The sequence below is a fragment of the Paenibacillus sp. YPG26 genome (assembly GCF_023704175.1).
GTDB lineage: Bacteria > Bacillota > Bacilli > Paenibacillales > Paenibacillaceae > Fontibacillus.
The window spans coordinates 1,074,642-1,099,599 of sequence record NZ_CP084530.1; the positions used below are offsets into that span (position 1 = coordinate 1,074,642).

23 protein-coding genes and 2 tRNA genes are annotated in these 24,958 nt (G+C 46.8%); 21 read left to right on the forward strand and 4 right to left on the reverse strand.

Annotated features, from left to right (window positions below):
- Position 1: 1 nt before the first annotated feature.
- Positions 2-955: a tRNA modification radical SAM protein MnmL/YtqA gene (mnmL, locus tag LDO05_RS04935; protein WP_251377795.1), complete on the reverse strand. Its 954-nt coding sequence runs from the start codon at positions 953-955 to the stop codon at positions 2-4.
- Between the two features lie 437 nt (positions 956-1,392).
- On the opposite strand from mnmL, the gene trmB reads away from it, so the two are divergent.
- Positions 1,393-2,100 carry a tRNA (guanosine(46)-N7)-methyltransferase TrmB gene (trmB, locus tag LDO05_RS04940; protein ID WP_251377796.1) on the forward strand — a complete coding sequence of 236 codons (708 nt, stop codon included), beginning with the start codon at positions 1,393-1,395 and terminating at the stop codon, positions 2,098-2,100.
- Between the two features lie 46 nt (positions 2,101-2,146).
- On the opposite strand, the gene LDO05_RS04945 is transcribed toward trmB, so the two are convergent.
- Both LDO05_RS04945 and LDO05_RS04950 read right to left on the reverse strand, forming a co-directional pair.
- The gene (locus LDO05_RS04945) at positions 2,147-3,286 is read right to left on the reverse strand and encodes an MGDG synthase family glycosyltransferase (protein WP_251377797.1); all 1,140 of its coding nucleotides are present in this window, start codon (positions 3,284-3,286) and stop codon (positions 2,147-2,149) included.
- A gap of 52 nt (positions 3,287-3,338) precedes the next feature.
- Positions 3,339-3,866 carry a phosphatase PAP2 family protein gene (locus tag LDO05_RS04950; RefSeq protein WP_251377798.1) on the reverse strand — a complete coding sequence of 176 codons (528 nt, stop codon included), beginning with the start codon at positions 3,864-3,866 and terminating at the stop codon, positions 3,339-3,341.
- A 684-nt stretch (positions 3,867-4,550) separates the two neighbouring features.
- Here LDO05_RS04950 and LDO05_RS04955 point away from each other — a divergent pair.
- From LDO05_RS04955 to LDO05_RS04975, 5 genes are all read left to right on the forward strand, one after another.
- The gene (locus LDO05_RS04955; protein WP_251377799.1) at positions 4,551-5,789 is read left to right on the forward strand and encodes a glycosyltransferase family 2 protein; all 1,239 of its coding nucleotides are present in this window, start codon (positions 4,551-4,553) and stop codon (positions 5,787-5,789) included.
- Positions 5,790-6,089: 300 nt separating this feature from the next.
- A complete protein-coding gene (gene infC, locus LDO05_RS04960; protein ID WP_251378615.1) occupies positions 6,090-6,584 on the forward strand; it encodes a translation initiation factor IF-3 in 495 nt (164 codons plus the stop codon).
- A 34-nt stretch (positions 6,585-6,618) separates the two neighbouring features.
- Positions 6,619-6,819 carry a 50S ribosomal protein L35 gene (rpmI, locus tag LDO05_RS04965; RefSeq protein ID WP_127200583.1) on the forward strand — a complete coding sequence of 67 codons (201 nt, stop codon included), beginning with the start codon at positions 6,619-6,621 and terminating at the stop codon, positions 6,817-6,819.
- 30 nt (positions 6,820-6,849) lie between these two features.
- Positions 6,850-7,209, forward strand: a complete 360-nt coding sequence (rplT, locus tag LDO05_RS04970) for a 50S ribosomal protein L20 (RefSeq protein ID WP_127200584.1) — start codon at positions 6,850-6,852, stop codon at positions 7,207-7,209.
- A 129-nt stretch (positions 7,210-7,338) separates the two neighbouring features.
- Complete coding sequence (locus LDO05_RS04975; protein WP_251377800.1) at positions 7,339-7,671, forward strand: hypothetical protein; 333 nt, start codon at positions 7,339-7,341, stop codon at positions 7,669-7,671.
- A gap of 1 nt (position 7,672) precedes the next feature.
- Here the strand turns inward: LDO05_RS04975 and LDO05_RS04980 are convergent, their stop codons facing one another.
- Positions 7,673-8,137 (reverse strand): GNAT family N-acetyltransferase, encoded by a 465-nt coding sequence (locus tag LDO05_RS04980; RefSeq protein WP_251377801.1) that lies wholly within the window; start codon positions 8,135-8,137, stop codon positions 7,673-7,675.
- A gap of 555 nt (positions 8,138-8,692) precedes the next feature.
- On the opposite strand from LDO05_RS04980, the gene ilvB reads away from it, so the two are divergent.
- From ilvB to LDO05_RS05055, 15 genes are all read left to right on the forward strand, one after another.
- Positions 8,693-10,438 carry a biosynthetic-type acetolactate synthase large subunit gene (gene ilvB / locus LDO05_RS04985; RefSeq protein ID WP_251377802.1) on the forward strand — a complete coding sequence of 582 codons (1,746 nt, stop codon included), beginning with the start codon at positions 8,693-8,695 and terminating at the stop codon, positions 10,436-10,438.
- A complete protein-coding gene (gene ilvN, locus LDO05_RS04990; RefSeq protein ID WP_251378616.1) occupies positions 10,438-10,923 on the forward strand; it encodes an acetolactate synthase small subunit in 486 nt (161 codons plus the stop codon). The genes ilvB and ilvN overlap by 1 nt, the downstream gene beginning before the upstream one ends.
- Positions 10,924-11,113: 190 nt before the next feature.
- The gene (ilvC, locus tag LDO05_RS04995) at positions 11,114-12,106 is read left to right on the forward strand and encodes a ketol-acid reductoisomerase (RefSeq protein WP_251377803.1); all 993 of its coding nucleotides are present in this window, start codon (positions 11,114-11,116) and stop codon (positions 12,104-12,106) included.
- A 238-nt stretch (positions 12,107-12,344) separates the two neighbouring features.
- Positions 12,345-13,424: a 3-isopropylmalate dehydrogenase gene (leuB, locus tag LDO05_RS05000; RefSeq protein ID WP_251377804.1), complete on the forward strand. Its 1,080-nt coding sequence runs from the start codon at positions 12,345-12,347 to the stop codon at positions 13,422-13,424.
- 183 nt (positions 13,425-13,607) lie between these two features.
- Positions 13,608-14,153 carry a peroxiredoxin gene (locus tag LDO05_RS05005; protein ID WP_251377805.1) on the forward strand — a complete coding sequence of 182 codons (546 nt, stop codon included), beginning with the start codon at positions 13,608-13,610 and terminating at the stop codon, positions 14,151-14,153.
- A gap of 209 nt (positions 14,154-14,362) precedes the next feature.
- Entirely contained in the window at positions 14,363-14,788 is a 426-nt protein-coding gene (locus LDO05_RS05010; protein WP_251377806.1) for a hypothetical protein, read from the forward strand.
- A gap of 276 nt (positions 14,789-15,064) precedes the next feature.
- The gene (locus tag LDO05_RS05015; protein WP_251377807.1) at positions 15,065-16,177 is read left to right on the forward strand and encodes an ATP-binding protein; all 1,113 of its coding nucleotides are present in this window, start codon (positions 15,065-15,067) and stop codon (positions 16,175-16,177) included.
- A 201-nt stretch (positions 16,178-16,378) separates the two neighbouring features.
- Complete coding sequence (locus LDO05_RS05020; protein ID WP_251377808.1) at positions 16,379-17,341, forward strand: aldolase catalytic domain-containing protein; 963 nt, start codon at positions 16,379-16,381, stop codon at positions 17,339-17,341.
- A gap of 119 nt (positions 17,342-17,460) precedes the next feature.
- Entirely contained in the window at positions 17,461-19,581 is a 2,121-nt protein-coding gene (locus tag LDO05_RS05025; protein ID WP_251377809.1) for a putative bifunctional diguanylate cyclase/phosphodiesterase, read from the forward strand.
- A gap of 77 nt (positions 19,582-19,658) precedes the next feature.
- Positions 19,659-19,735 (forward strand) — tRNA-Pro (locus LDO05_RS05030).
- Positions 19,736-19,745: 10 nt separating this feature from the next.
- Positions 19,746-19,819, forward strand: a tRNA-Gly gene (locus LDO05_RS05035).
- 287 nt (positions 19,820-20,106) lie between these two features.
- Complete coding sequence (locus LDO05_RS05040) at positions 20,107-21,135, forward strand: BMP family ABC transporter substrate-binding protein (protein ID WP_251377810.1); 1,029 nt, start codon at positions 20,107-20,109, stop codon at positions 21,133-21,135.
- 160 nt (positions 21,136-21,295) lie between these two features.
- Entirely contained in the window at positions 21,296-22,831 is a 1,536-nt protein-coding gene (locus LDO05_RS05045; RefSeq protein WP_251377811.1) for an ABC transporter ATP-binding protein, read from the forward strand.
- The gene (locus tag LDO05_RS05050) at positions 22,824-23,900 is read left to right on the forward strand and encodes an ABC transporter permease (protein ID WP_251377812.1); all 1,077 of its coding nucleotides are present in this window, start codon (positions 22,824-22,826) and stop codon (positions 23,898-23,900) included. The genes LDO05_RS05045 and LDO05_RS05050 overlap by 8 nt, the downstream gene beginning before the upstream one ends.
- The gene (locus LDO05_RS05055; protein WP_251377813.1) at positions 23,901-24,860 is read left to right on the forward strand and encodes an ABC transporter permease; all 960 of its coding nucleotides are present in this window, start codon (positions 23,901-23,903) and stop codon (positions 24,858-24,860) included.
- The last annotated feature ends 98 nt before the right edge of the window (positions 24,861-24,958 follow it).

Below are 24,958 nucleotides of genomic sequence, written 5' to 3' on the forward strand. Positions count from 1 at the left end.
CTTATCGTGCCCTCCAGAACTTGCCCTGCCAGGAGTCACGGGCTTTAAGCTCATTATCTATCGAATTAAGCACTTCCCATTTATTCAGGCTCCACATCGGTCCGATTAGAAGGTCCCTCGGTGCATCACCGGTCAGCCGGTGGACAATCATTTCGGGAGGAAGGAACTCCAGCGTATCTACAATGAGCTTCACATATTCATCTTTCTCCAGAAAGCGGAGCAATCCTGCTTCATATTGTTTGACCATAGGCGTCTTTCTCATCAGGTGCAGCAGATGGATTTTGATTCCTTGAACGTCCATGGCCGCGACTGCCCGTCCTGTATCCAGCATCATTTCATGGCTCTCCTGCGGAAGCCCGTAGATAATATGCGTACATACCCTGATGTTACGACTGCGAAGCTTCTCTACAGCTTCCAGATAACACTGGGTATCGTGTGCGCGGTTGATTAACTGCGAGGTGGATTCATGAATAGTCTGAAGGCCCATTTCCACCCAGAGATAAGTCCGCTCGTTAAGCTCCGCTAGATAGTCAACGACATCATCAGGCAGACAGTCTGGACGTGTGGCAATGGACAGGCCCACTACACCGGGCTGCTGCAGGATGATCTCATAATACTCCCTAAGCTCCTCCACAGGAGCATACGTATTGGTATATGCCTGGAAATAACCGATGTACTTCGCGTTCGGCCATTTTAAATGCTGTTTGTCCCGGATCGTACAGAACTGGGTAACGAGATCGTCCCGGCGGCTTCCTGCAAAATCGCCCGAGCCCCGTGCGCTGCAGAAGGTACAGCCTCCTTTGGCGATGGATCCATCCCGGTTGGGGCAGGTGAAGCCGGCATCCAGCATGACTTTGAACACTTTCTGCTCAAAAACCTCCCGCATTTCTGTGTTCCATGTATGAAATCTCTTACCTCCCCATTGGATAGGGGGTGAAGGCATTTGTATACTCATGGTAACTCCTTTGTATTTGAAATGAGTCATTTTCTTGACTGTGTCTTGAAATATAGCTTTTTTTCTTATGTTACATTGTATCAAAAAACACAAAAAAAGGGGAACCGGAGGCGGTTTGTTGAATTCATCTATCTATTGTGATATTTTAATATCAGTCAGTAACTGAGCCAGCTTGCCAGTCACTGTGTATACTGAGGCTTTTGAATCTCCTCTATGAAGCGGATCCGGCCGTAATGCGGATCTTAAGAATCGTTGGACCCCAATTCCAAATATAGTGAAAAAGGAATCCCAGATCGTTTCCAGCGATCGCATGGATTCCTTTTTCCATTTCCTGAGGCCCTTTTGGTCTTTACTTTTGGGGCAATCTTAGGCACAATAATGCAGGAGTATCAAATGTTCCATGTGCACCTTGCACATGATAAAGGCGGAGGAATGAGATGCGTTTACGCGGTAGAAAAGGGATTCGGGAGAATTTGGAGTCGCAGCAGGATGTCGTTACACTTGATCCCCGGGAGCATAAAGGGCGCTGGGCGGAATGGTTCGGTAATGACAATCCGATCTATATTGAGCTTGGAATGGGCAAAGGACAGTTCATCAGTGGAATGAGTGTCAAATACCCGGATTGCAATTTCATTGGAATGGATATGTATGATGAATTAATCCGTAGAGCAAGTGAGAAGGCGCGTGGGATCTGGGCTCAGCAGGGTGTGGACAACCCCGTTAATGTTAAGCTCGCTTTGGGAAATATTGAGTCACTAGAGGAGTTCTTTGCTCCGGGTGAGGTGGAACGGATCTACCTGAATTTCAGTGATCCTTGGCCAAAATCCAGACACGGCCGCCGTCGGTTGACTCATCCGCGGTTCCTGGATAAATACCGTACGGTTCTGAATGAGAAGGGGGAGATTCATTTCAAGACGGATTCTCTGACCTTGTTTGAGTTCTCACTGAACTCCTTTGCGGCTGCTGGGCTTCAAATGAACAATATCTCATTAAGCCTGCACCGGGAAGGAATCAATGAGGAGCATGTTATGACTGAGTATGAGACGAAATTTGTCGGACAAGGGATGAATATTTACCGCTGTGAGGTTATGGTGGGAAATGAAGCTCTGCGCAAATATCATGAGCACAAGATGGATCAGTTCTGATAACGGAAATGAATAGAAGAAGGGGCTCTTCCTTAGTCGGCTATGACTAATGAACAGCCCCTTCTTTTAGTTCCAGTAGATCAATAATGGCTTGTGCGCTTTGCATAGGATGATATCGCTTGATCTGTTCAATGACGCGCTGGCGGTTGCATTTCACCTCATCATAGTGATCCGTAAGCTGGTTAATCCATTCTGTAATCACATGAAGGCCGGTAATGGGTGTTCCCCATCCCTGTGAAGCGAAATATTGGGAATTCTCTTCCTCTTGACCAGGCAAGGGCTTGTGGAACAGCATAGGAATTCCCTTGGCGAGGCCTTCCGAGCAGGTCATTCCGCCAGGCTTGGTAATCAGAAGATCGGAGACCTCCATCAGCTTATCGATTTCTTTGGTGAAGCCCATAAGATGGATATTCGGGTGCCTGAACCTCGGGTCTTCCTCCATCTTTTGAAGGGACTTAGCATTGCTGCCAAAGCAGAATATAAGCTGAATCTGCTCGCGGTAGCGGGCGAGAAGCGTATTGACAGCTTCATCCTTCATAAAGCCCCATCCACCGCCCATCACCAGCACCGTTGGAATATCAGCAAGGCCAAATTTCATCCTAATATCTTCTTTGCTGTGATGCCGTTCCCAGAAGCTTGGGTGAACAGGAATGCCGGTAATCCGGATTCTGTCTTCCTCCACACCCCGTTCAAGGAGTCTGTCCTTGACCTGATTGGTCGAGACGAGATAGCAATCGACCTCCCGGCTCACCCAGGTTCCATGCGCGTCATAATCCGTAATGACAGTACATAGTGGAACATCAAGCCCGAGCCGCTTCATACGCGAGATCACCGCACTGGGGATCGGGTGGGTACATACAATCACATTCGGACGAATCTGCTTGACGAGCTGTGTGGTATGAGTATAAAAAATACGATGCAGCGCGAGTGTCGTCAAACGGTTCAATGACTTTTTATAATTGCTGCGGTACATCATCCGTACCAGCCGGGGTTGGGAACTGAGCGTTTTCTTATAAGCCGTAATGATGAGTGGAGCCATTCTCGGATTCAAGAAACTTCCAAGCTCAAGGACCTTGGTCTGCACATTAGGCTGTACCTTGCGCAGACTGCTCGAAAGCGCGTAGGCCGCTTGGGTGTGTCCTGCGCCGAACCCTTCGGATAAAAGCAGTACTCTTTGTTTTTGCACGTTAGTTTCACCTTTTCCTGCAAGGTTTTACCATAGCCTAACAATATCCCCTTTAGGGCCATAATGCAACCGTGCCTAATGCGACTCCGGTCCCAATCACGGCTCCAGCCAGCACATCAGACGGATAGTGGAGTCCCAGATAGATCCTGGATATCGCTACAAGCATTGCAATGGGAGCAAGTATAAAGGAAGTCACAGGCTCCATGACCATAAATGGCATTGTTACTGAGAAAATGGCTGTAGTATGGCCTGACGGGAACGAATGGTCTGTTAATGGATCCCGAAATGTGTTGGTCCCCGGAAGGGTTAGATAGGGCCTTACTCGAGGGTAAGTCCGCTTGGCTATCGCGACTGGGATATGACTAATGGCCAGGGAGACGGCTGCTATAAGAGCCGTGTGTCTCCATGGATCCGGAGTGAAGAGCCACAGCAGAACGGTAGCTGCAATGGTAAAGGTTGCGCCTCCCATATGGGTCAGGTAAAAAAGCCAAAAGTTGAGAAAGCTTCTGTGAAGACCGGTATTTATGGCTACAAACAAGCGTTGGTCCAGGTGTGTTAGTTTCACAAGTAATCGATGCATACAATCCCTCCGCTACTGATAGGCCGAACCGATTTAGCCGGAATCATCCCTTATTTATGGAGTGTGGTGTGTTATTTATATAACCAGCCTGAACAACCCATAGCGCAGATTGCCGTTATTATCAGGATAGAATAATCATATTTTTATTCTATGGCCATTTCAAGGTCAGTTTGTTTTATTTTCATTTTTGGCGGGTGCCCATTTTTGACTTGTGAAGGGTACACCTACTACAATGATTCAAATGATATCAAAAAAGTTTAAAGAATTATCAGGTTTTCCGTAAACTTTTCCTGATTATTCTCGTTTATTTTAATATAACCTTTACTTTTATTGATTATTTCAGGCAAAGGGAGGTGCTCAGGAAATAAAAAACGGCAAAATGGATGAAAATAAGACCTAACCGCTATGAATGTAAGGACGAGGTACCACTGTACCCTGATATAGACATTCTTTGGGCGTAATTTACACATAGAAGAGAAATTAGCCTTTTGACAAATCGGACGAATTCGTAGAGAATCGTAATGTCTGACTATTTGTACCCAGATAAAGATAAGGGACAGATGGAGTTGCTTGCTTCACTAAATTTAAAAATGGATTACGGGTCATTAGAAACTGCGATTACAGAATTTAGAGAGAAAACGTAGTTTAATTTCATGAGGGTTAAAAGGGGGGTATCAGGGAATCATGTTGGATGCCATTCTATTCGGACTGCAGGTTATCCTTGCAGTCATTGGTGTGTATCAATTCGTGTTCTCTTTGTTTGGCATGTACAAGAAAAAGAAAAAGCAGCAGTTTCCACCAACTAAATCCTTTGCTGTCTTGGTAGCGGCACATAATGAGGAGCAGGTTGTTGGGGCGCTGATGGAGAACCTGAAGCTGCTCAACTATCCTCAGGATCTTTACGATGTATTCGTTATTTGCGATAACTGTACGGACAGCACGGCTGATATTGTGCGCAGTCATCATATGAACGCATGCGTACGTACCAATCCGAATCTCCGAGGCAAAGGATATGCCATCGAGTGGATGCTGAAAGAACTATGGAAGATGCCGCGCCAGTATGATGCGGTTGTGATGTTCGATGCCGATAATCTGGCTCATCCGGACTTCCTGAACGAGATGAATAATGATCTCTGCAGCGGCGCCCGCGTGATTCAAGGTTATATTGACACCAAGAATCCTGAAGATTCCTGGGTCACTGCATCTTACGGGGTGTCTTACTGGTATGTGAACCGTCTGTGGCAGCTGCCTCGTCATAACCTGAAGATGGCTAACTTCCTTGGCGGTACGGGAATGTGCTTTGAGACTGAGCTCCTGAAGGAAATTGGCTGGGGCGCGACCAGTCTGGTAGAAGACCTGGAATTCACTATGCGTTGTGCGAGCAAAGGGATCTACCCAGTCTTCAACTATGACGCCAAAGTATTCGATGAGAAGCCGTTGACCTTTAAAGCCTCCGCACGCCAGCGTCTGCGCTGGATGCAGGGACACTTCACGGTAGCTCGCAGGTACTTCTTCCCAATGCTCTGGAAGAGTATCAAAGAAAGAAGCTTAACCAAGTTCGATCTGGCTCTGTATGCAGTGAATGTCTACATCGTACTTCTGACGTTTTTGCTTACGGCTTTTATCTGGGCAGATCAATCCTTGTTCAACGGTCCGCATATCTCAACCATGTACAGTTACCTTCCGTTCTGGGTATCGCTGCTGGCTGTGGCCGGTAACATATTTATCTTCCTGGCAGCGATGATCCTGGAGAAGATTACGTATAAAAAAGTATATCTGTATCTGATTTTGTTCCCGGTATATCTGTTCTCCTGGTGGCCAATCACGTTCTATGCTTTCTTCACGCAGAACAACAAGCAGTGGAGTCACACCGAGCATACACGGGTGGTACGCCTGGAAGAAGTTCAAAGCAAGCAGGGGTAATACCCCTGCTTTTTTATTTTTTAATTCCGCTTGACCGGAGCAGTGTTGCTATGGTATATTAATCAAGTATTTGCTGTTAGCAAGCTTTTGGATTGCAAGCAGAGGCCCTGGCTTCTCACCTGTCTGACTTTGGTTGGCTGGTTTTGATCCGATGATTTATGAATGTGAATGTTCATGAAGAATTGATGATCAATTATGGGATGCGGGTGGTAACCTGTATCCCTTTTTATTTTGCTTATTTTGGTCACGACAGTATGGCAACAGACCATTTGGAGGTGGAGAATTATCAGTAAGGAACATTTGATCAATGATGAAATACGGGCGAGGGAAGTTCGTTTGGTTGGTGCAGAAGGTGAACAGATCGGGATTAAGCCGATTCGTGAAGCATTGCAGATGGCCATCGATCTGAATCTGGACTTGGTGAATGTAGCGCCGACGGCTAAACCGCCGGTATGCCGGATTATGGATTACGGCAAGTTCCGTTACGAGACACAGAAGAAAGAGAAAGAAGCCCGTAAGAATCAGAAAATCGTCGATATCAAGGAAGTTTGGTTTCGCGCTAATATCGAGGAACATGACTACCAGACGAAACTGCGTAATGTGATCAAATTCTTGAAAGACGGCGACAAAGTGAAATGCTCTGTGCGTTTCCGTGGCCGTGAAATCACTCATGCCGATATCGGTAAGAAGATTTTGGACCGCGTTAAGGAAGAGGTTACTGAAATTTCGACCATTGAGCGTCTGCCAAAATTGGAAGGCCGCAGCATGATTATGATTTTGGCACCGAAAAACTAAGCGATAAGCTTACAACCTATAAGGGGGAAGTACCATGCCTAAAATGAAAACTCACAGCAGCCTTAAAGGCCGCTTCAAAATTACTGGAACTGGTAAAGTGAAACGCTACAAAGCAGGCCGCAACCACTTGCTATCCGGTAAATCCAAAAGCACAAAACGTGTTTTGGCCGGTAATCCGGTTATGTACGCAGGTGACGTTAGACGTTTGAAACAAGGTCTGTCTAATCTTAAGTAGTAGAACACACTTTCTGGGAGGTTTTTTGATATGGCAAGAGTAAAAGGCGGATTCGTCGTTCGTCGTCGTCATAAAAAAGTATTGAAGCTTGCTAAGGGTTATTTCGGTTCCAAACACCGTATTTTCAAAACAGCTAATGAGCAAGTAATGAAATCATTCCTGTATGCATACCGTGACCGTCGTCAAAAGAAACGCGATTTCCGCAGACTGTGGATCGTGCGTATTAACGCGGCAGCTCGTCTGAACGGATTGTCTTACAGCAAATTGATGCACGGCCTTAAGCTGGCTGAAGTGAACATCAACCGCAAGATCCTTGCTGATCTGGCTGTTAATGATCTTACAGCATTCAACTCTTTGGCTGCTGTTGCAAAAGAAAAAATCAACGCTTAATTGCGTTGATTTATATGGACAGGCGCCCCACGCGGGGCGCCTGTTTTTCTTTTGTCCAAGGCGGGGATACAGGCATGCCTTACCTTCGCGGAATATGTTAGGGGGAAGACATCTGGAGGAGGGGAATGCATGAATTCATCCGCAATGAAGAAGGAAGCACAGAAGCTGTTAGGTAAAAACATCGTCGCTTATAAAAAAGACGGCGCTATGGTTACAGGCAAGCTTGTTAAGATAAGCGGCAATCGTCTAATCCTGGCACCGAAAAAGGGCAAAAAAGTACACACAAAAGCGATATTGCCGCTTGCCTTGTTCGATCTGCTTGCTATTGGAACCCTGCCGTACTCATACGGCTATGGTTATGGTCCAGGACCAGGCCATTATGGTGGCGGTTATGGCTATGGCGGGGGTTATGGATATAACTATGGCTATGGCGGGGGCTACGGCGGCCCGTTCATATTCTAGATCAGCAGGAAGGCAGATTGGAGCGCAGAGGTTTATTCATTTCGTAGCATAGAGATGGCGGGATGAACCTGACGGTCTCATATCCCAGATTGCTGTAGAACATCCGGGCTCTCTCATTTCCGATATCGACCATCACCTTGGCCTTGCTGCACCCGCGTGAAGCGGCGAAGCCCTCTGCTTGCAAGAGCAGGGTCTTGCCATGACGCTTGCGCTGCTGCGCGGGTGCAACGGCCATCATATCAATGTATAATAAATCCCCGTGAATCATAAAATGGATAAAGGCACACGGATCTTCTTCATAACCAGCAGACGCAACAAAAGTAACGCCGCGGTTCAGTCTCACGGGAAGCTCTTTCCTCACGGCGGCAAGCTCTACTTTTGACAGATGCGAATAAGGGACAAGCTCGCTTTCAATCAGCCGGTAAATGACCGGGTCATCCTGCTTCGGTCTCCGGTAACGGATCATGGCTATTCTCCTCCTCACCGTACATATTCTGGGCGCTGTATTCTATCATATGGTGAGGGAGGAAAAGGGTTCCTGAAGATTTCGGATGAACCGATTTTTAAAAAGTGTTGACTACGGCATCCAGGAATCATATAATGTTTCTAAACATTTTAACGCGATAACGCGATACGAAATCGGCAATGATGAGGACGAAGTGTTAGGGGCTCTTTTGATCAGAGAGTGGATGGATTTGCTGAAACCACCACCATTATCCCTTAATGACGAGCTCACCTCTGAGCTGTTCTCCTGAAAAGTTCTTCTACCGGTAATAATCATACGGGTGGAGAAGAAGCTATTAGGGAGAATCGTAAGGTCTACGTTACGGACCATGGGTAGGGAGAGATCCTTTACCCGCCAAGGCTCGGTTCTGCGAAGATCCGGGTGAACATGGGTGGTACCACGGAAGCGATAACCTTTCGTCCCTCGAAGCAGAGATCTGTTTTGAGTGGCGGAAGGTTTTTTTGATGTTATAGGCCAAGGCCCAGATGGATGGTAATTTTGAGAGGAGGATGACTGATGAACGCTCGAATTCCAGAGATGCGCTCTACAGAAGAATTACGTGAGAAATGGATGAAGCCGGAAGTGATTACAGGTTCAGATATCTTGCTCAGAAGCCTGGTGCTTGAGGGCGTCGATTGTGTCTTCGGCTATCCCGGTGGAGCCGTATTATATATTTATGATGCACTGTATGGATTCAACGATTTCCATCACTTGTTAACCAGACATGAGCAGGGAGCTATTCACGCTGCTGACGGCTATGCACGTGCGAGTGGTAAAGTTGGGGTCTGTATCGCCACATCAGGACCGGGGGCAACGAATCTGGTAACCGGAATCGCGACCGCGTATATGGATTCGGTACCTCTGGTGGTTATCACCGGGAATGTAGCGACAACCTTGATTGGTACAGATGCTTTCCAGGAAGCGGATATCACCGGGATTACGATGCCTATCACCAAGCACAGCTATCTGGTGCGTGATGTGAATGATCTTCCACGCGTGATTCATGAAGCATTCCATATTGCAAATACTGGACGCAAAGGACCGGTACTGATTGATATCCCGAAAGACGTATCGGCAGCCAAGACTCTGTTCAACCCTAGCGAGTCCCTTAATCTTCGTGGATACAATCCAACGGTTCAGCCTAATCGCCTGCAGCTTGATAAGCTCCAAGCGGCGATTCGTGAAGCTGAACGTCCAGTAATTCTTGCTGGTGGCGGTGTGATCTACTCCGGTGGCCATGAAGCCTTGTATGAATTTGTGACCAGTAGCGGAATTCCAATTACAACCACCTTGCTAGGACTTGGCGCTTTCCCAAGCGGTCACGAGCTCTGGATGGGAATGCCGGGCATGCACGGAACATTTACCGCGAACCACGGGATTCAGGAAGCCGACCTCTTGATTAACATCGGGGCCCGCTTTGACGACCGGGTGACGGGAGCCCTTGGAGGTTTTGCTCCGAAGGCGAAGATTGTTCATATTGATATCGATCCAGCTGAAATTGGCAAAAATGTACCGGCAGATATTCCGATTGTCGGCGATGCGAAGACAGTGCTCGAGCTGCTCAATCAGACTCCTGTCTATGCTGAGAAGGCCGATGCATGGAGACAGACTATTCAGGCGCGGAAGCAGGAGAAGCCGCTGAAATATATCGATTCAGATACGGAATTGAAGCCGCAATGGGTCATCGAACATTTGAATGAGACCACCCATGGTCAAGCTATTGTGACTACAGATGTTGGTCAGCATCAGATGTGGGCAGCTCAGTACTACAAGTTCAACCAACCCCGTTCATGGATTACTTCCGGGGGGCTTGGAACAATGGGATTCGGCTTCCCTTCAGCCATTGGTGCCCAAATGGCTCATCCTGAACGCCTGGTTATCTCCATTAACGGGGACGGCGGGATGCAAATGTGTTCGCAAGAGCTTGCGATCTGTGCCATCAACAAGATTCCTGTCAAGATCGTAGTTATTAACAATCAGGTGCTTGGTATGGTTCGGCAATGGCAGGAGCTGATCTATGAGAACCGCTACAGCCACATCGACCTGGCGGGAAGCCCGGACTTCGTGAAGCTGGCTGAGGCATACGGCGTGAAGGGACTGCGGGCAACGAACAAGGAAGAAGCCAAGAACATATGGCAGGAAGCTCTGGAGACTCCTGGACCAGTACTGGTTGAGTTCGTCGTACGCAAAGGGGAAAATGTATATCCGATGGTTACGCAGGGCTCCACCATTGATCAAATGTTAATGGGGGATAGCGAATGATGACGAAAAGCCATACAATTGCTGTACTAGTAAATGACCAGCCGGGTGTTCTGCAGCGTGTGTCCGGATTGTTCGGACGCAGAGGCTTCAACATCGAGAGTATCACAGTGGGCCAATCCGAGGAGGAAGGCCTCTCGCGTATGGTCATTGTCACACACGGGGATGACAAGACGCTGGAGCAGATTGAGAAGCAGCTGTACAAACTGATCGATGTCATCAAAGTCATCAACCTCAGCTCCAAGCCAATGGTTGCAAGGGAGCTTGCACTGATCAAAGTCAAGTCCGAGCCATCGGACCGCCCTGAGATTATGGGGCTGGTTGAGACTTTCCGGGCGGCAGTCGTTGACATTGGAACACATAGTCTGATGGTTCAAGTTGTTGGTGACACAGAGAAAATTGATGCTATGATTGAACTGCTGACTCCATACGGAATTCGGGAATTGTCCCGGACCGGAGTTACGGCAATGATCCGCGGAAATGCCTAATTACACAAAACCGCGCATATAGAAGTGCCCGCTCATAGTGAGCGGGGGCTTGAGGGGATCCCCAGAAGGTCCTTTGAAGCACCCGTTCATTATGTGGAGGGTTATACAATCGGCGATAGCTGCAAGGAACCAAGAAGCCAAGGGGAACCGGCAGGCATCGACCAATACTATTCTAGGAGGACGAACGAAAATGGCAGTAACATTGTATTATGAACAAGATGCAGAGCTTAGCCTACTGAAAGGAAAAACGATCGCAATTATCGGATACGGAAGCCAAGGACATGCCCATGCGCAGAACTTGCGTGAAAGCGGTCTTAACGTAGTAGTAGGTCTTCGTGAAGGTAAGTCTTTTGATAAAGCTAAAGAAGATGGCTTTGAAGTATTGTCTGTTGCTGAAGCAACTCGCCGTGCGGATGTAGTTCAAATTCTTATGCCGGACGAAACACAAGCTTCTGTGTACAATAGCGAAATTGCTCCTAACCTCAAAAAAGGTGCAGCTCTCCTGTTCGCACACGGATTTAACGTTCATTTCGGTCAAATCGTTCCTTCCAAAGATAACGACGTACTGCTTGTGGCTCCTAAATCCCCGGGTCACATGGTTCGCCGTACTTATACCGAAGGATTTGGAGTTCCGGGTCTTATCGCAGTTCATCAAGATGCAACTGGACAAGCTAAAGCCATCGGACTTGCTTACGCAAAAGGTATTGGCTGTACACGTGCGGGAGTTATCGAGACTTCCTTCCGTGAAGAGACTGAGACTGATCTGTTCGGTGAGCAAGCCGTTCTGTGCGGTGGTGTAAGCGCCCTGATCAAAGCAGGCTTTGAAACGTTGACAGAAGCAGGTTATGCTCCTGAAATGGCTTACTTCGAGTGTCTTCACGAACTGAAGCTGATCGTAGACCTGATCTATGAAGGAGGTCTGGCTACTATGCGTGATTCCATCTCCAACACAGCTGAATATGGAGACTATGTAACAGGACCACGCGTTGTAACTGAAGAGACGAAGAAAGCTATGAAAGCTGTTCTTTCCGATATCCAGCAAGGTAAATTCGCACGTGACTTCATTCTTGAGAATCAGTCCAACCGTGCATTCCTGACAGCTACACGCCGTAATGAAGCCAGCCACCCAATCGAGGTTGTTGGTGCAGAGCTTCGCGGATTGATGCACTGGATCAAGAAGTAATAATTCTTCTTAGCCAATAAGATTCCAATTCTACACATTAATTTGTCTAGATCATAGGAGACTCTTGGCAGCGTTCATCCGCTGTGAGGAGTCTCCTATTGTTTTATAGAATATTATAACTTATAGCCATAACCTATTAATGTGATAGATTCTATATCTTTGTTTTACCTATTCAGATATGTTACAACAGAATGAGTATGAATTGGACTGAGAATTATAATTAAGGGAGTGTACAAATATGTCAGAAGTGAAGAAAATTGCAGTCATCGATGGAGACGGTATTGGACCGGAAGTGGTGGCAGAAGCTAAGAAAGTATTGAAGCGCACGGAAGAGCTTTTCGGCTACCGTTTCGAAACAGAGCATGCTCTATTCGGAGGTATTGCTATTGATGAGAAAGGTACCCCGCTTCCACAAGAGACATTGGACATTTGTAAATCTGCTGACGCTGTACTGCTCGGTGCGGTTGGGGGACCGAAGTGGGATTCCAATCCAAAGGAGCTTCGCCCTGAGACTGGACTTCTCGGTATTCGTAAAGCGCTGGGGTTGTTCTCCAACCTGCGTCCTGCGGTCGTGTTCGATTGCTTGAAGGATGCTTCCACGCTGAAGCCTGAAGTGCTGGAAGGCACAGACCTTATGGTTGTTCGTGAATTAACCGGGGGAATCTACTTCGGAGAGAAATTCCGCCGCGATACGGAAAATGGTCAAGAAGCTGTAGACACTTGTGCCTACAATGTTGTTGAAGTGGAGCGTATTGTTCGTCAAGCTTTTGAAATTGCTCAGAAGCGCCGCAAGAAGCTGGCTTCCGTTGACAAAGCAAATGTGCTTGAGACCTCCCGCCTATGGCGTGAAGTGGTAATCCGTGTTGCTCCAGAGTACCCGGATGTAGAACTTGAGCATGTGCTTGTAGACAACTGCGCCATGCAGCTTCTGAGACGCCCGGCAAGCTTTGACGTAATCGTAACCGAGAACATGTTCGGAGATATTCTAAGTGATGAAGCAGCGATGCTGACCGGGTCGATCGGAATGCTCTCCTCCGCATCCATGGGTGAAGGAAGCTTCGGTCTGTACGAACCGGTACACGGCTCTGCTCCAGATATCGCCGGGCAGAATATCGCTAACCCGATTGCTACCATCTTGTCTTTGGCCCTTATGTACCGCTTGACCTTCGGATATGCCGATGCTGCGGATGCCATTGAAGCGGCTGTCGCTGAAGTGCTCGATGCAGGCCACCGCACGGGTGATATTGCTGTAGATAAGAGCAAAGCGATCAGCACCACTGCAATGGGTGATCTGATTGTCGCAGCGATGAAGAAGTAGAGTCACAATTCGAGCAAGTAACAGAATCTCCTTATTTATAATTATTATAATAAAAGAGTCCTTCTAATCTTGACTTTGCATTTTACGAATGATACGATTTGTATGTGAACAATAATTGCAAAGTTGATAAAGGAAACAGCCCCGGTTGTTTTCTTACATATTTTCAAAGGAGGATTCTGAATAATGGCAGAACGTTTGGTAGGTAGACCCGCTCCAGATTTCGATCTTGAAATTGTAACTGGTGACGGAAAAGACTTTGGACGTGCAAAGTTAACGGATTACCGTGGTAAATGGCTGGTATTCTTCTTCTATCCACTTGACTTTACATTTGTATGCCCAACAGAAATTACAGCACTTAGTGATGCTTATGAGCAGTTCAAAGCTCTGGATACAGAAGTTCTCGGCGCAAGCACAGACTCTGTACACAGCCATAAAGCTTGGATCAATACGCCAAAAGACAGCAATGGTCTTGGACAATTGAACTTCCCGCTTGCTGCTGATATTACTAAGAGCGTAGCTCGTGATTACGGCATCCTGATCGAAGAAGAAGGTATCGCGCTGCGCGGTCTATTCATTATCGATCCAGAAGGAGAGCTTAAATACCAAGTGGTTAACCACAATGATGTTGGACGTAGTGTGGAAGAGACGCTTCGTGTACTTCAAGCTCTACAATCCGGCGGATTGTGTGCAATGAACTGGAGACCAGGCGACAAGAACCTGAACGCCTAATTTACAGCTGGACAAGTATTAAGGCCCCCTCCCCCGGTGTACAGCACCTGGCGAGGGGGCTTTTTATCCCATAGACCAAGGACTATTTCCTTAAATATTCAAATCTAGGGCAATCAGAGAGGAATTTACATTTTACTTAGCGAATAGGTTAAAGGAAATCAGAAATAAAGCGCTTTAATTGTGAACCTATCTAAGGAGGGTGAAGGGGAATGAGTTTTTGCTGTGGGGCGAGTATGGTTGGCACGAAAGGTACTTTGAAGCATTATCGTACGCAAGTCCATAATGTTCCCCTACTTTTCTGTCCGGTCTGTCATCGGGTAGAGGTTCATTACAAGGTTGAGAACGAGTACGAGGTATTGGCTGAATATGCTCATGATGATGGGGCAGACGAGGTTGATTTTCAGGACTTTGTCATGGAAGATGAGGAAACCATCTTTGGAAACTGTGTCAACTACGAGAGCGAGGACCCTCTGGATATTGTTCAGAATCAAATTGACATGTCCCTGGACCTGCTTACTGTAGCCAAACAGATTGAGGATGAGAAATGGGCAAGGGAACTGAAGAAACGGCTTGCGGTTATGAGTCAGAGACGCACCAAGCTGTTGCACAATAAAAGCAAGGGCAGTACAAGGTAGTCTCCTGTCCAGGGGACTATCTTTTTTTTGTATAAATGGGAGGGAATGGAGAAATCCCGCCTTAATTCGACAGTATCTCTGATTGACGGTTCTCAGTATAGTTAATATGATGTTTACATAGGTTTTCTAGGTTTTTCCATTATTGGACGACCCCAGAGAATAGGATAGAAAGAGAGAAGTGTTCACAGCAAGAGAGCGTTTAATCTTTTTTCACAAGATGATGGATATATTGTCGGATAGGCAGGTACATCATTAATCAGAAAAGGGGGGGTCAACTTGTTGAGTGAATTTCAAGAAACATTGCTTCAGTCAGTTCAAGCATTTCAATCGACCCAACTTGTCAAAAATAAGTATGAAAATGTGCTGCAGCATCTCGATAGCGGCATTCTCCTGTTTGATAGTGACGGTGTACTAACCTTTATCAATGTACAAATGGCCAAGCTCCTCGAACTTCCTCGTCAGTCCCTGATTGGCTGTAATCTCCTTCAGCTTCTCCGTCATCCCTATTTAAGCCGCTTCAAGCAGAAGAAGATTGCCAGGATCTACAGGGAGACAATCTTCCACCGCCGCAAATATCATGAATTGATTGATGAGTACGGAAGGCACTGGCTCATTACGGTTACTTATGGAGATCAGATGGACGGGGATTTCCTGCTGAGTGTAAAGGATGTATCGGACTATAAGCAAATTGAACAGACTGCATACCAGAATGATAAGCTGGCGATGCTAGGGAAGATTTCAGCGGCGATCGCCCATGAGATACGTAATCCGCTTACCGCAATTCGCGGCTTTATTCAGCTTCTGCGTCCACACCTTCAGCAGCTCGGTAAGGATGAATATGCACGAATTATATTGATGGAGATTGACCGGGCCAATGATATCATCCATGAATTTCTCAATTCCTCCAAGCCTTCAGCCCCCCAAAAGACGGTTGTAAGCGTACCTTCCTTATTGAAGGATACTCTCCTGCTGAGTGAGAGCGAGGCTCTTATGAAGGGATGCGAAATGAGGCTGCATCAGATTGATGAATCCTTTTTTGTATCCATAGATGTCAAACAAATCAAACAAGTGATCTTGAATATTATCAAGAATGCGATGGAAGCGATTGAGGAAGTTGAAGGTGACCACGCAGGAATGATTGAAATAGGTGCGAAGCAGGAAGGGAACTACGTGAACATTTCGATTAAGGACAATGGAAATGGAATGGACAAGACCTTGCTAACACGCTTGTTCGACCCTTTCTTCACGACGAAGGAGAAGGGAACGGGGCTTGGACTGTCGGTCAGTTATAAGATCATCAAGAATCACGGGGGAACGATTTTGGTAGACAGCATGAAGGGTGAAGGCACCGTATTTATGATATCGCTTCCATTATCAAACCAGGTGTAGTCCAAGTGAGAAGGTAGTAGATCTTGTTCAATTACAGGCGATGTGCGCTAGCTGCGCACAGACGCCTTTTTTGACTTATTATGTCGGGTTAATGAGGAATTGTGCTTAATTGGTCAATTAACTTCGGATATAACCTTTACTTTTGCTTTTAGCTTCAAGTAAGATGAATAGTAAAACAGATGAGAGAAGGTATCTTTGCGGATGAAGACGAATAACAGTAAAATTGTCGATTGCACAATACGGGACGGCGGTCTCGTGAATAACTGGGATTTCAGCGTGGAATTCGTTCAACAACTCTATGCAGGCTTAAATGAAGCAGGCGTTGACTATATGGAAATAGGCTACAAGAATTCTCCAAAACTGCTATCAGGAGCTGATTCGGCAGGTCCTTGGCGTTTCTTGAACGATGAATTTCTTCGTGAAATAATTCCCCAAAAAGGCACAACAAAGCTGTCTGCACTAGTTGACATCGGCCGTGTTGATGAGAATGACATTCTACCCCGCTCGGAGAGCTTGCTGGATCTGATTCGCGTAGCTTGTTACATAAAGGATGTGGATAAGGCGCTTCAGCTTGTTCAGACATTCCACGATAGAGGATACGAGACGACACTCAACATTATGGCGCTGTCCAACGTTATGGAGAACGAATTGCTTGAAGCTTTTGAAATGATTAACGAGAGTGTTGTGGATGTTGTCTACATTGTGGATTCTTACGGAAGCCTTGATTACAAGGATATGGAGTATCTCGTACAGAAGTTCAAGACACATCTTCCTAACAAGCGCCTGGGTGTGCATACCCATAACAACATGCAGCTCGCATTCTCCAATACATTAGTGGCTGCCCAGAACGGCGTAGAGTTCCTGGATGCTTCGGTGTATGGGATGGGCCGCGCGGCGGGCAACTGCCCGACTGAGCTTCTTGTCACGCATCTTAAGAACACCAATTACAAGCTTCGCCCTGTGCTGGAAGTACTGGAGAACCTGTTGATTCCACTACGGGAGAAGGAAGAATGGGGATATCTGATTCCTTACATGATTACAGGAACATTGGATGAACATCCGCGTTCGGCTATGGCACTTCGTGCCTCAGCAGACAAAGATAAAGCTGTAGGTTTTTATGATAAGTTAACGACACCAGAGGTAAGCTTCGAGAAAAAACAATAGCAAATACGAAGATCCGGCAGAGTCCTGCCGGATTTTTTTGCCAAAAAAGAAGGAAAAACGCGAAAGATGTAGAATTACATTCACATACGATGATTTTACATCTGGGGGTCGGAAGGCAAATGCAGATCAGAACAGCAGAGAAGATGACAATGGTTAAAGGAATATGTGGACTTGTCGTCATGATCTGTGTGAGCATGATTTCATCTGCATCCCTTGATGGAGGTCAGTTGAAGGAAGTGCTGCAGGGTCTGCTCCTGTCAGTGGGATTTATAGCTGGAGCAGTTTGCTTTGCGATATTTGCGCAAGGCTCGCTTCTTTTTACGAACAAGCTGTCCCGATACCGTTTATACAGCGCTGTACTATTTGCGGCTGTCGGTCTTCTTGATGTCCTGCACATAACATCGCTAAGTGGTGTTCATCTGTTCGGGCTGGAGCTACAATCCAACACGCTCGTGTGGCTGGTCATGATATCTCATGGCATTGGCGCAGCAGGAGTGCTTTTCATATTTAGCAGTACAGATAAGGAAGTTGGCCGGATCCAGAAAATTACCGTGCTCACCACTTCCTTGTTATTAGTCGTTGTTGGCCTCTATGTAATCGGAGAGTATCAATCCAGTCTTCCGCTTGTGCTCAATCAGAATACCCTGAATCTCTGGCATCTGCTTGGGAGTGCCGGAGTTCTACTCCTCTATGTAAGTGGGTTGGCTGCTGTGCTGTACAAGAATCGCGAACAGCGTTCAACAGCCGTTCTTTCGGTAATTAGTGCTCTGGTCTTCATGATGATGGGACACTGCTTAACATTTATATCCGAGCCCCGGCATCCGGGTATTGCGCACTTGACAGGTGAAATCTTCATGATGATGTCCTATTATTTTATCCTGGATGGTGTGCTTAAGCTTACTATTGAAGAACCCTTGCGTAGACAGCAGCTGGCTGAAGAGAAGATTACCCATTTAGTCTATCATGATGATCTTACCGGACTTCCTAACCGTAGAAGGTTGAAGGAGATGCTGAAGGAGCAGATTGAGAATTCGCGGATCTCCAAGGGCTCGGCTGCAGTAATTATCGTGAATATTAATCGGTTCAAGGCTATTAATGATTCGCTTGGATATAGTGCGGGGGACCGTCTCCTTAAGGATATGGGTGCCCGGTTAACCCGCAGCTGTACTCCAGCTGAACAGGTGTATCGAATGGGTGAAGATGAGTTTGCTGTAATTGTTCCCGGTGTCTCTAAAGTTAGTGCTGTTCATGACAGAATGGACCAGCTTCTTGCTGCCCTGGAATCCACCATAGTCATTGAGAATTCAGAATATCATCTCTCCGTGAGTCTAGGCCTTGCCTTGTTCCCCGAGGATGGAGATACAGCAGACCAGCTTCTGCAGAATGCGGACATGGCCGTCCATAACGCGAAGGAGCAAGGAATTGAATCCAACCGCTACAGACCTTCCATGCAGGTTCAGGTTCAATCCCGGCTTAAGCTGGAGAATGATCTGCGCAAAGGAATTGAGCGGCAGGAGTTCTTTCTTGAGTTTCAACCTCAGATCCATCTGGACACTGGAAAAATTGTGGGTATGGAGGCGCTTGTACGCTGGAATCATCCTCATAGAGGTCTCATCTCCCCGGCGGAATTTATTCCTTTGGCCGAGGAGAGCGGATTGATCGTTCCACTTGGAGATTGGGTACTGCGCACGGCATGCCTTCAGAATAAAAGCTGGCAAATGCAGGGCTTTGAGCCCATTTGTATCTCTGTCAACCTCTCGATGCGGCAATTCCGGCAAGCTCATCTCACAGAATATATCAGGGATCTCTTGACCGAGATTGGGCTTAATCCTAAATATTTGGAGCTTGAGATTACCGAGAGTATGACCTTTGATAAGGAAACGGCATTTGACCAGTTGAGGCGGCTTAAGGAGCTGGGGGTACATATTAGCATCGATGACTTCGGTACCGGATACAGCTCTCTGCACTATTTGAAGAGCTTGCCTATTGACCGGTTGAAAATTGACCGTTCCTTTGTAAAAGAAGTGATGGAGGACAACAACGATGCGGCAATTGTGTCGACCATCACGTCGATGGCTCATCATCTGAAGCTGAAGGTAACGGCAGAAGGAGTAGAGAGCCAGGAGCAGCTTGAATTCCTGAAGCTGCAGCGGTGTCATGAAGGCCAAGGTTATTTATTTAGCAAGCCGCTGGGTGCCCAAGATATTGAAGCCCGCTTTTTGTGCAGAGAAGCTGTGTGATTGTAAAAAAGACTTGCAAAGTGTAAACATTAATGATATATTTATTTTTGTCTTTACGAAATATGAAGACAAGATAACGGGACGTAGCTCAGCTTGGTAGAGCACCTGGTTTGGGACCAGGGGGTCGCATGTTCAAATCGTGTCGTCCCGACCATTATCATTTTGCGGGTGTAGTTCAATGGTAGAACTTTAGCCTTCCAAGCTAATAGCGTGGGTTCGATTCCCATCACCCGCTCCATACAAATATTCGAAGCCCTTCCTTATGAAGGGCTTTTTTTGTTGTCCATTATTCATGAAATTCACATCTTGGGGAATACTGAAAAGACTGGGTAAAATGTGGTTAATAAAGGTAATATACGCATTAAACGAACAAAGCAAGCAAGCCTTTGTGTCTAAAACGCTTGCATGATTTCAAAACCGAAAATTTATTGACCTTTGTTCATTAATGTGTGGATTTTAGTCAGGAGTATATTGTATAATTTGGTCGACAGACACGCTTTGAATTTCTAAGGGGGATATATAACAATGAAGAAGACGTTTAAAATGTCGGTTGTCATGCTGCTTGCGCTTACTGTGATTCTGGCAGGATGCGGCAATAAAAAAAGTGAAACAAACAGCAATGCCGGTACTACTGAAGGCTCATCCAAATCCGCTGTCAAAATCGGCATGGTTACTGACGTTGGTGGTGTGAACGACAAATCGTTCAACCAGTCTGCCTGGGAAGGTCTGCAGCAACTGAAGAAGGATAAAGGCGTTGAAGTTAATTATTTGCAAAGTACAAAATCAGATGAATACAATTCAAACTTGAATAAATTTGTCAAAGATAAATATGCCTTGACTTGGGGAATTGGCATGAGCCTTGGCGATGCAGTCGGTAAGGTAGCCAAACAAAATCCCGATGCCAAGCTTGCGATTATCGATGCAGAGGTTGCTGCTCCCAATGTTAAATCGGTAACATTTGCAGAGCATGAAGGCAGCTTCTTGGTTGGGGTCGTTGCTGGTAAAATGACCAAAACGAACAAAATTGGATTTGTAGGTGGAATTAAGCTCCCAGTTATCGAGCGTTTCGCTGCCGGATTTAAAGCGGGTGTGCTTGCGGTTAATCCAAATGCAGAAGTGAACATTAACTACACTGGATCATTTGACAAGCCTGACCAAGGTAAAACGGCAGCAGCGACACAATACAACAATGGGGCAGACATCATCTTCCAGGCAGCAGGCGGGACAGGCACCGGCGTATTTAACGAAGCTCTTGGCCGTGTGAAAAGTGGTCAGAAAGTATGGGTTATCGGTGTGGATAAAGACCAATCCCTTGAATTCCCTGATGTAACTCTTACTTCCATGGTGAAACGTGTGGATGAAGCTGTTAAGCGTGTCAGTCAAGAAGTCCTTGATGGTACTTTCAAAGGCGGTCATGAAACTTTGACTTTGAAGGATAACGGTGTAGGAATCCCTGATACCTCCAGCAAGTATGTTCCAGCTGACGTGCTGAAGCTTGTAGACGAATACAAAGCAAAAATTATTAGCGGCGAAATCAATGTCCCGGTTAAATAAGCTGTACCTGGGTTGGCTGTAATTTTTAGTTTAACATGAATGTTATATAGGCTATATTTATAGGGCAAGGCTGGTTATCTAACTAGCCTTGTTCCCTTGTTAACAAGGGTTATTTCATGTCCTGCCTTAGACTATCTATCTTTATGAGAAGGGTGATCTCATGTCAGCAGCACCTCCGGTACTGGAGCTTAAGGGAATTACTAAACGGTTTCCCGGCATAGTGGCTAATGACTCCATCAGCTTGAAGCTTGAAAAGGGCGAAATTCATGCACTTCTTGGTGAGAATGGTGCCGGCAAGTCTACTCTGATGAACATTGTGTTCGGGCTGTATCAGCCTGATGAAGGAAGCATCGAAATTAACGGACAACCTGTACTTATTGATAATCCTAACAAGGCGATTGATCTGGGTATCGGCATGGTCCATCAGCATTTCAAACTAGTGGAACCCTTTACAGTGACCGAAAACATCATACTGGGCATGGAGCCGCGTAAGGGAGTTAAGCTCGATTATAAGACAGCAGCAGCCAAGATTATGACTTTGTCTGAGCAATATGGACTCAAAGTGAATCCTCATGCCAAAATCCACGATATTTCCGTAGGTATGCAGCAGCGTGTAGAGATCCTCAAGACGCTGTACCGCGGAGCGGATATTCTCATTTTTGATGAGCCTACAGCGGTTCTGACACCTCAGGAGATTGCGGAATTAATGGAGATTATGCGCAGGCTGGTTGCCGAGGGCAAATCTATTATTCTGATTACACATAAGCTGAAGGAGATCATGCAGATCTCGGATATCGTTACAATCATCCGCCGGGGTAAAGTCATCGACACGGTTAAGACTTCGGAATCCAGCCCGCAAGAGCTGGCGGAGAAGATGGTGGGAAGAAGCGTATCCTTCAAAGTGGACAAGAAGCCGGCTGAACCCAGAGAAGCGGTGCTTCAGGTCGACAATATCTCAACCAAGAGCAAGGACGGAGTATCAGTCCTGAATGGACTCAGTCTTACAGTGCGGGCTGGTGAAATTGTTGGTATAGCGGGAGTAGATGGCAATGGACAAAGTGAACTGATTGAGGCTTTAACAGGACTTCGTAAGATTGATAGTGGATCAATTCAGGTTCTGAATCAGGAAATTTCAAATCATCCGCCGAGAAAGGTTATTGAAAGCGGTGTGTCCCACATTCCTGAAGACCGTCATAAGCATGGACTTGTGCTTGATTTCTCGATGAAAGAGAACATGGTGCTTGAGACATATTACAAGGAGCCATATAACCGTAAAGGCTTCCTGAACTACGCTGCCATTGGCAAGCAGGCGAAACGTCTGATTGAGCATTTCGATGTACGTACTCCAAGTATGGATACTCTAGCAAGATCCCTATCAGGCGGTAACCAGCAGAAGGCAATTATAGCCCGGGAAATAGACAAGAACCCTGATCTCCTGATCGCTGCACAGCCAACCCGTGGTCTGGATGTGGGTGCGATTGAGTTCGTTCAAAGGCAGCTTATCGCACAGAGGGATCAAGGCAAAGCTGTGCTGCTGATTTCGTTCGAGCTGGATGAAATTATGAATGTATCTGACCGGATTCTGGTTATCTATGAAGGCCGTATTGTAGGTGAGGTGTATCCTGAGTCAACCAATGATCAGGAGCTTGGTCTGATGATGGCTGGCAGCACGGCGGGAGGTAAGGCACATGAATAAATTATACAGAATATTTACCGGAAGTATGATTATCCCTCTGGTCGCCATTGTATTCGGTCTGATTGTAGGGGCAATTATCATGTATGCAGGTGGATATGAACCACTGCTTGCGTATCAATCTCTTATCGAGCAGGTATTCGGGAACCTGTATGATTTCGGGGAGACGCTGCGTGAGATTACGCCGCTCATCTTGACGGGCCTTGCCGTTGCTTTTGCCTTTAGAGCGGGTCTGTTTAACATTGGTGGTGAAGGCCAATTCATCATTGGAATGACGGCGGCTACATTTGTCGGCGTCAAGGTGACGGGTCTGCCATCCATCATTCATGCTCCTCTTGCTGTAATTGCAGGTGCCCTATGCGGCGGTCTGTGGGCTGCTATCGCTGGTTACCTCAAAGCTAAAAGAGGCGTGAATGAGGTTATTACCACGATCATGCTGAACTGGACAGCTCTATACCTGGGGAATTATATCGTCAATGCCTTCCTGCTTCCTGAAGGAATGGATCACTCGGAAGAGATTCAACCTACCGCTTCAATTTCAATTGAAAGTCTTGTTACTTTCTTCAACGATGCCCGCATGCACTGGGGAATGCTGCTGGCTGTGCTTGCATCTGTGTTCTTCTATTACTTCTTATGGAAGAGCAAACAGGGTTATGAGCTTCGTGCTGTAGGCCTCAATCCTAATGCCGCAGAGTATGCAGGAATGAACGTGGGGCGTAATGTTGTTAAAGCCATGTTTATCAGTGGCGTGTTCGCGGGCCTGGCCGGCGCGGTTCAAGTGCTCGGAGTATTTCATTACCAATCAATCATGTCCGGAATGCCGGGGATTGGCTTTGATGGGATCGCCGTAGCCTTGATCGGACTGAACCACCCGTTCGGGATTTTGCTGGGAGGATCGTTGTTCGGTATTCTGACCTATGGGTCTGCGGGGATGAGCTTCGGCGCAGGTGTGCCGCCGGAACTGATTCGGATTGTCATCGGCTCCATCATCTTCTTCATTGCCGCACAGGGCATCGTACGCTGGGTACTTAAGCCTTTTTACTCCAAACGCAAGAAAGAGAAGGTGTTGTAAATGGATTGGATAACTACTTTAGGCCAGTTAATAAATACGACGCTTGTATTCTCTACAGCGCTTATTTTTGCGGCCTTGGGCGGCATCTTCTCAGAGCGTTCAGGGGTAACCAATATCGGTATTGAAGGGCTTATGACCTTCGGGGCCTTCTCTGCCGCAGTAGCTACTTACTATGCTGAACAATCGGGCATGGGTGGTGGGGCTCCTTGGGTGGGTCTTATTGCGGCCATAATTACAGGGACACTTGCTTCATTAATCCACGCTCTAGCCTCGATCACCTTCAAGGCAGACCAGATTATAAGCGGGATCGTAATCAACTTCCTGGCTGCAGGCAGTACATTGTATCTCGTTAAGCTGATGTTCAGTGGCAGTGGCGAGACTCCACTTCTGCAGGTGGTTAGTAAATACCCGATTCCGGGACTGTCCGAGATTCCGATTATTGGGGAGGGCTTATTTAACAATTACCCTACCACTTATTTGGCGATAATTCTGGTATTCGCAGCTTATTACATTCTCTACAAAACTCCATTTGGTCTGCGTCTGCGTTCTGTGGGGGAGCATCCAAGTGCAGCGGATACTGTAGGGATCAACGTTCGCCGTATGCGCTACATCGGGGTGATGATTAGTGGTGCTCTCGCGGCTTTGGGCGGTGCGACGATTACCCTTACCACCACGAGCACCTTTGCGCATAATACCATTTCGGGCCAGGGCTTTATCGCAATTGCGGCAATGATCTTCGGGAAATGGAACCCAATTGGTGCGTTCTGGGCAGCGGCATTCTTCGGCTTCTCTCAAGCGATTCGCAGTTATGTTACGCTGTTCTCCTGGTCCAGCCATATCCCAATGGAATTCATCTACATGCTTCCATATGTGCTGACCATCATCGTATTGGTAGCGGCAGTAGGACGTTCATCCGCACCGGCCGCGCTCGGCGTCCCTTACGATCCGGGCAAAAGATAATATAGGCGTGCAGATCACAAAAAGGCAGGGCTTCTACTTGAAGCCCTGCCTTTTCTGCGCCCGGTACTCCGACGTTAGCTGGGGATAAATATTCAGTC

Bases quoted from the DNA above. Each gene is read 5' to 3' on its own strand.
- LDO05_RS04955 (WP_251377799.1), top strand. From the start codon at position 4,551: ATGTTGGATGCCATTCTATTCGGACTGCAGGTTATCCTTGCAGTCATT.
- ilvC (WP_251377803.1), top strand. From the start codon at position 11,114: ATGGCAGTAACATTGTATTATGAACAAGATGCAGAGCTTAGCCTACTG.
- LDO05_RS05040 (WP_251377810.1), top strand. From the start codon at position 20,107: ATGAAGAAGACGTTTAAAATGTCGGTTGTCATGCTGCTTGCGCTTACT.
- trmB (WP_251377796.1), top strand. From the start codon at position 1,393: ATGCGTTTACGCGGTAGAAAAGGGATTCGGGAGAATTTGGAGTCGCAG.
- LDO05_RS05050 (WP_251377812.1), top strand. From the start codon at position 22,824: ATGAATAAATTATACAGAATATTTACCGGAAGTATGATTATCCCTCTG.
- LDO05_RS05005 (WP_251377805.1), top strand. From the start codon at position 13,608: ATGGCAGAACGTTTGGTAGGTAGACCCGCTCCAGATTTCGATCTTGAA.
- LDO05_RS05045 (WP_251377811.1), top strand. From the start codon at position 21,296: ATGTCAGCAGCACCTCCGGTACTGGAGCTTAAGGGAATTACTAAACGG.
- ilvB (WP_251377802.1), top strand. From the start codon at position 8,693: ATGAACGCTCGAATTCCAGAGATGCGCTCTACAGAAGAATTACGTGAG.
- LDO05_RS04980 (WP_251377801.1), bottom strand. From the start codon at position 8,137: ATGATCCGTTACCGGAGACCGAAGCAGGATGACCCGGTCATTTACCGG.
- rpmI (WP_127200583.1), top strand. From the start codon at position 6,619: ATGCCTAAAATGAAAACTCACAGCAGCCTTAAAGGCCGCTTCAAAATT.
- LDO05_RS04975 (WP_251377800.1), top strand. From the start codon at position 7,339: ATGAATTCATCCGCAATGAAGAAGGAAGCACAGAAGCTGTTAGGTAAA.
- mnmL (WP_251377795.1), bottom strand. From the start codon at position 955: ATGAGTATACAAATGCCTTCACCCCCTATCCAATGGGGAGGTAAGAGA.
- ilvN (WP_251378616.1), top strand. From the start codon at position 10,438: ATGACGAAAAGCCATACAATTGCTGTACTAGTAAATGACCAGCCGGGT.
- leuB (WP_251377804.1), top strand. From the start codon at position 12,345: ATGTCAGAAGTGAAGAAAATTGCAGTCATCGATGGAGACGGTATTGGA.
- LDO05_RS04950 (WP_251377798.1), bottom strand. From the start codon at position 3,866: ATGCATCGATTACTTGTGAAACTAACACACCTGGACCAACGCTTGTTT.
- LDO05_RS05055 (WP_251377813.1), top strand. From the start codon at position 23,901: ATGGATTGGATAACTACTTTAGGCCAGTTAATAAATACGACGCTTGTA.
- LDO05_RS05010 (WP_251377806.1), top strand. From the start codon at position 14,363: ATGAGTTTTTGCTGTGGGGCGAGTATGGTTGGCACGAAAGGTACTTTG.
- rplT (WP_127200584.1), top strand. From the start codon at position 6,850: ATGGCAAGAGTAAAAGGCGGATTCGTCGTTCGTCGTCGTCATAAAAAA.
- LDO05_RS05025 (WP_251377809.1), top strand. From the start codon at position 17,461: ATGCAGATCAGAACAGCAGAGAAGATGACAATGGTTAAAGGAATATGT.
- LDO05_RS05020 (WP_251377808.1), top strand. From the start codon at position 16,379: ATGAAGACGAATAACAGTAAAATTGTCGATTGCACAATACGGGACGGC.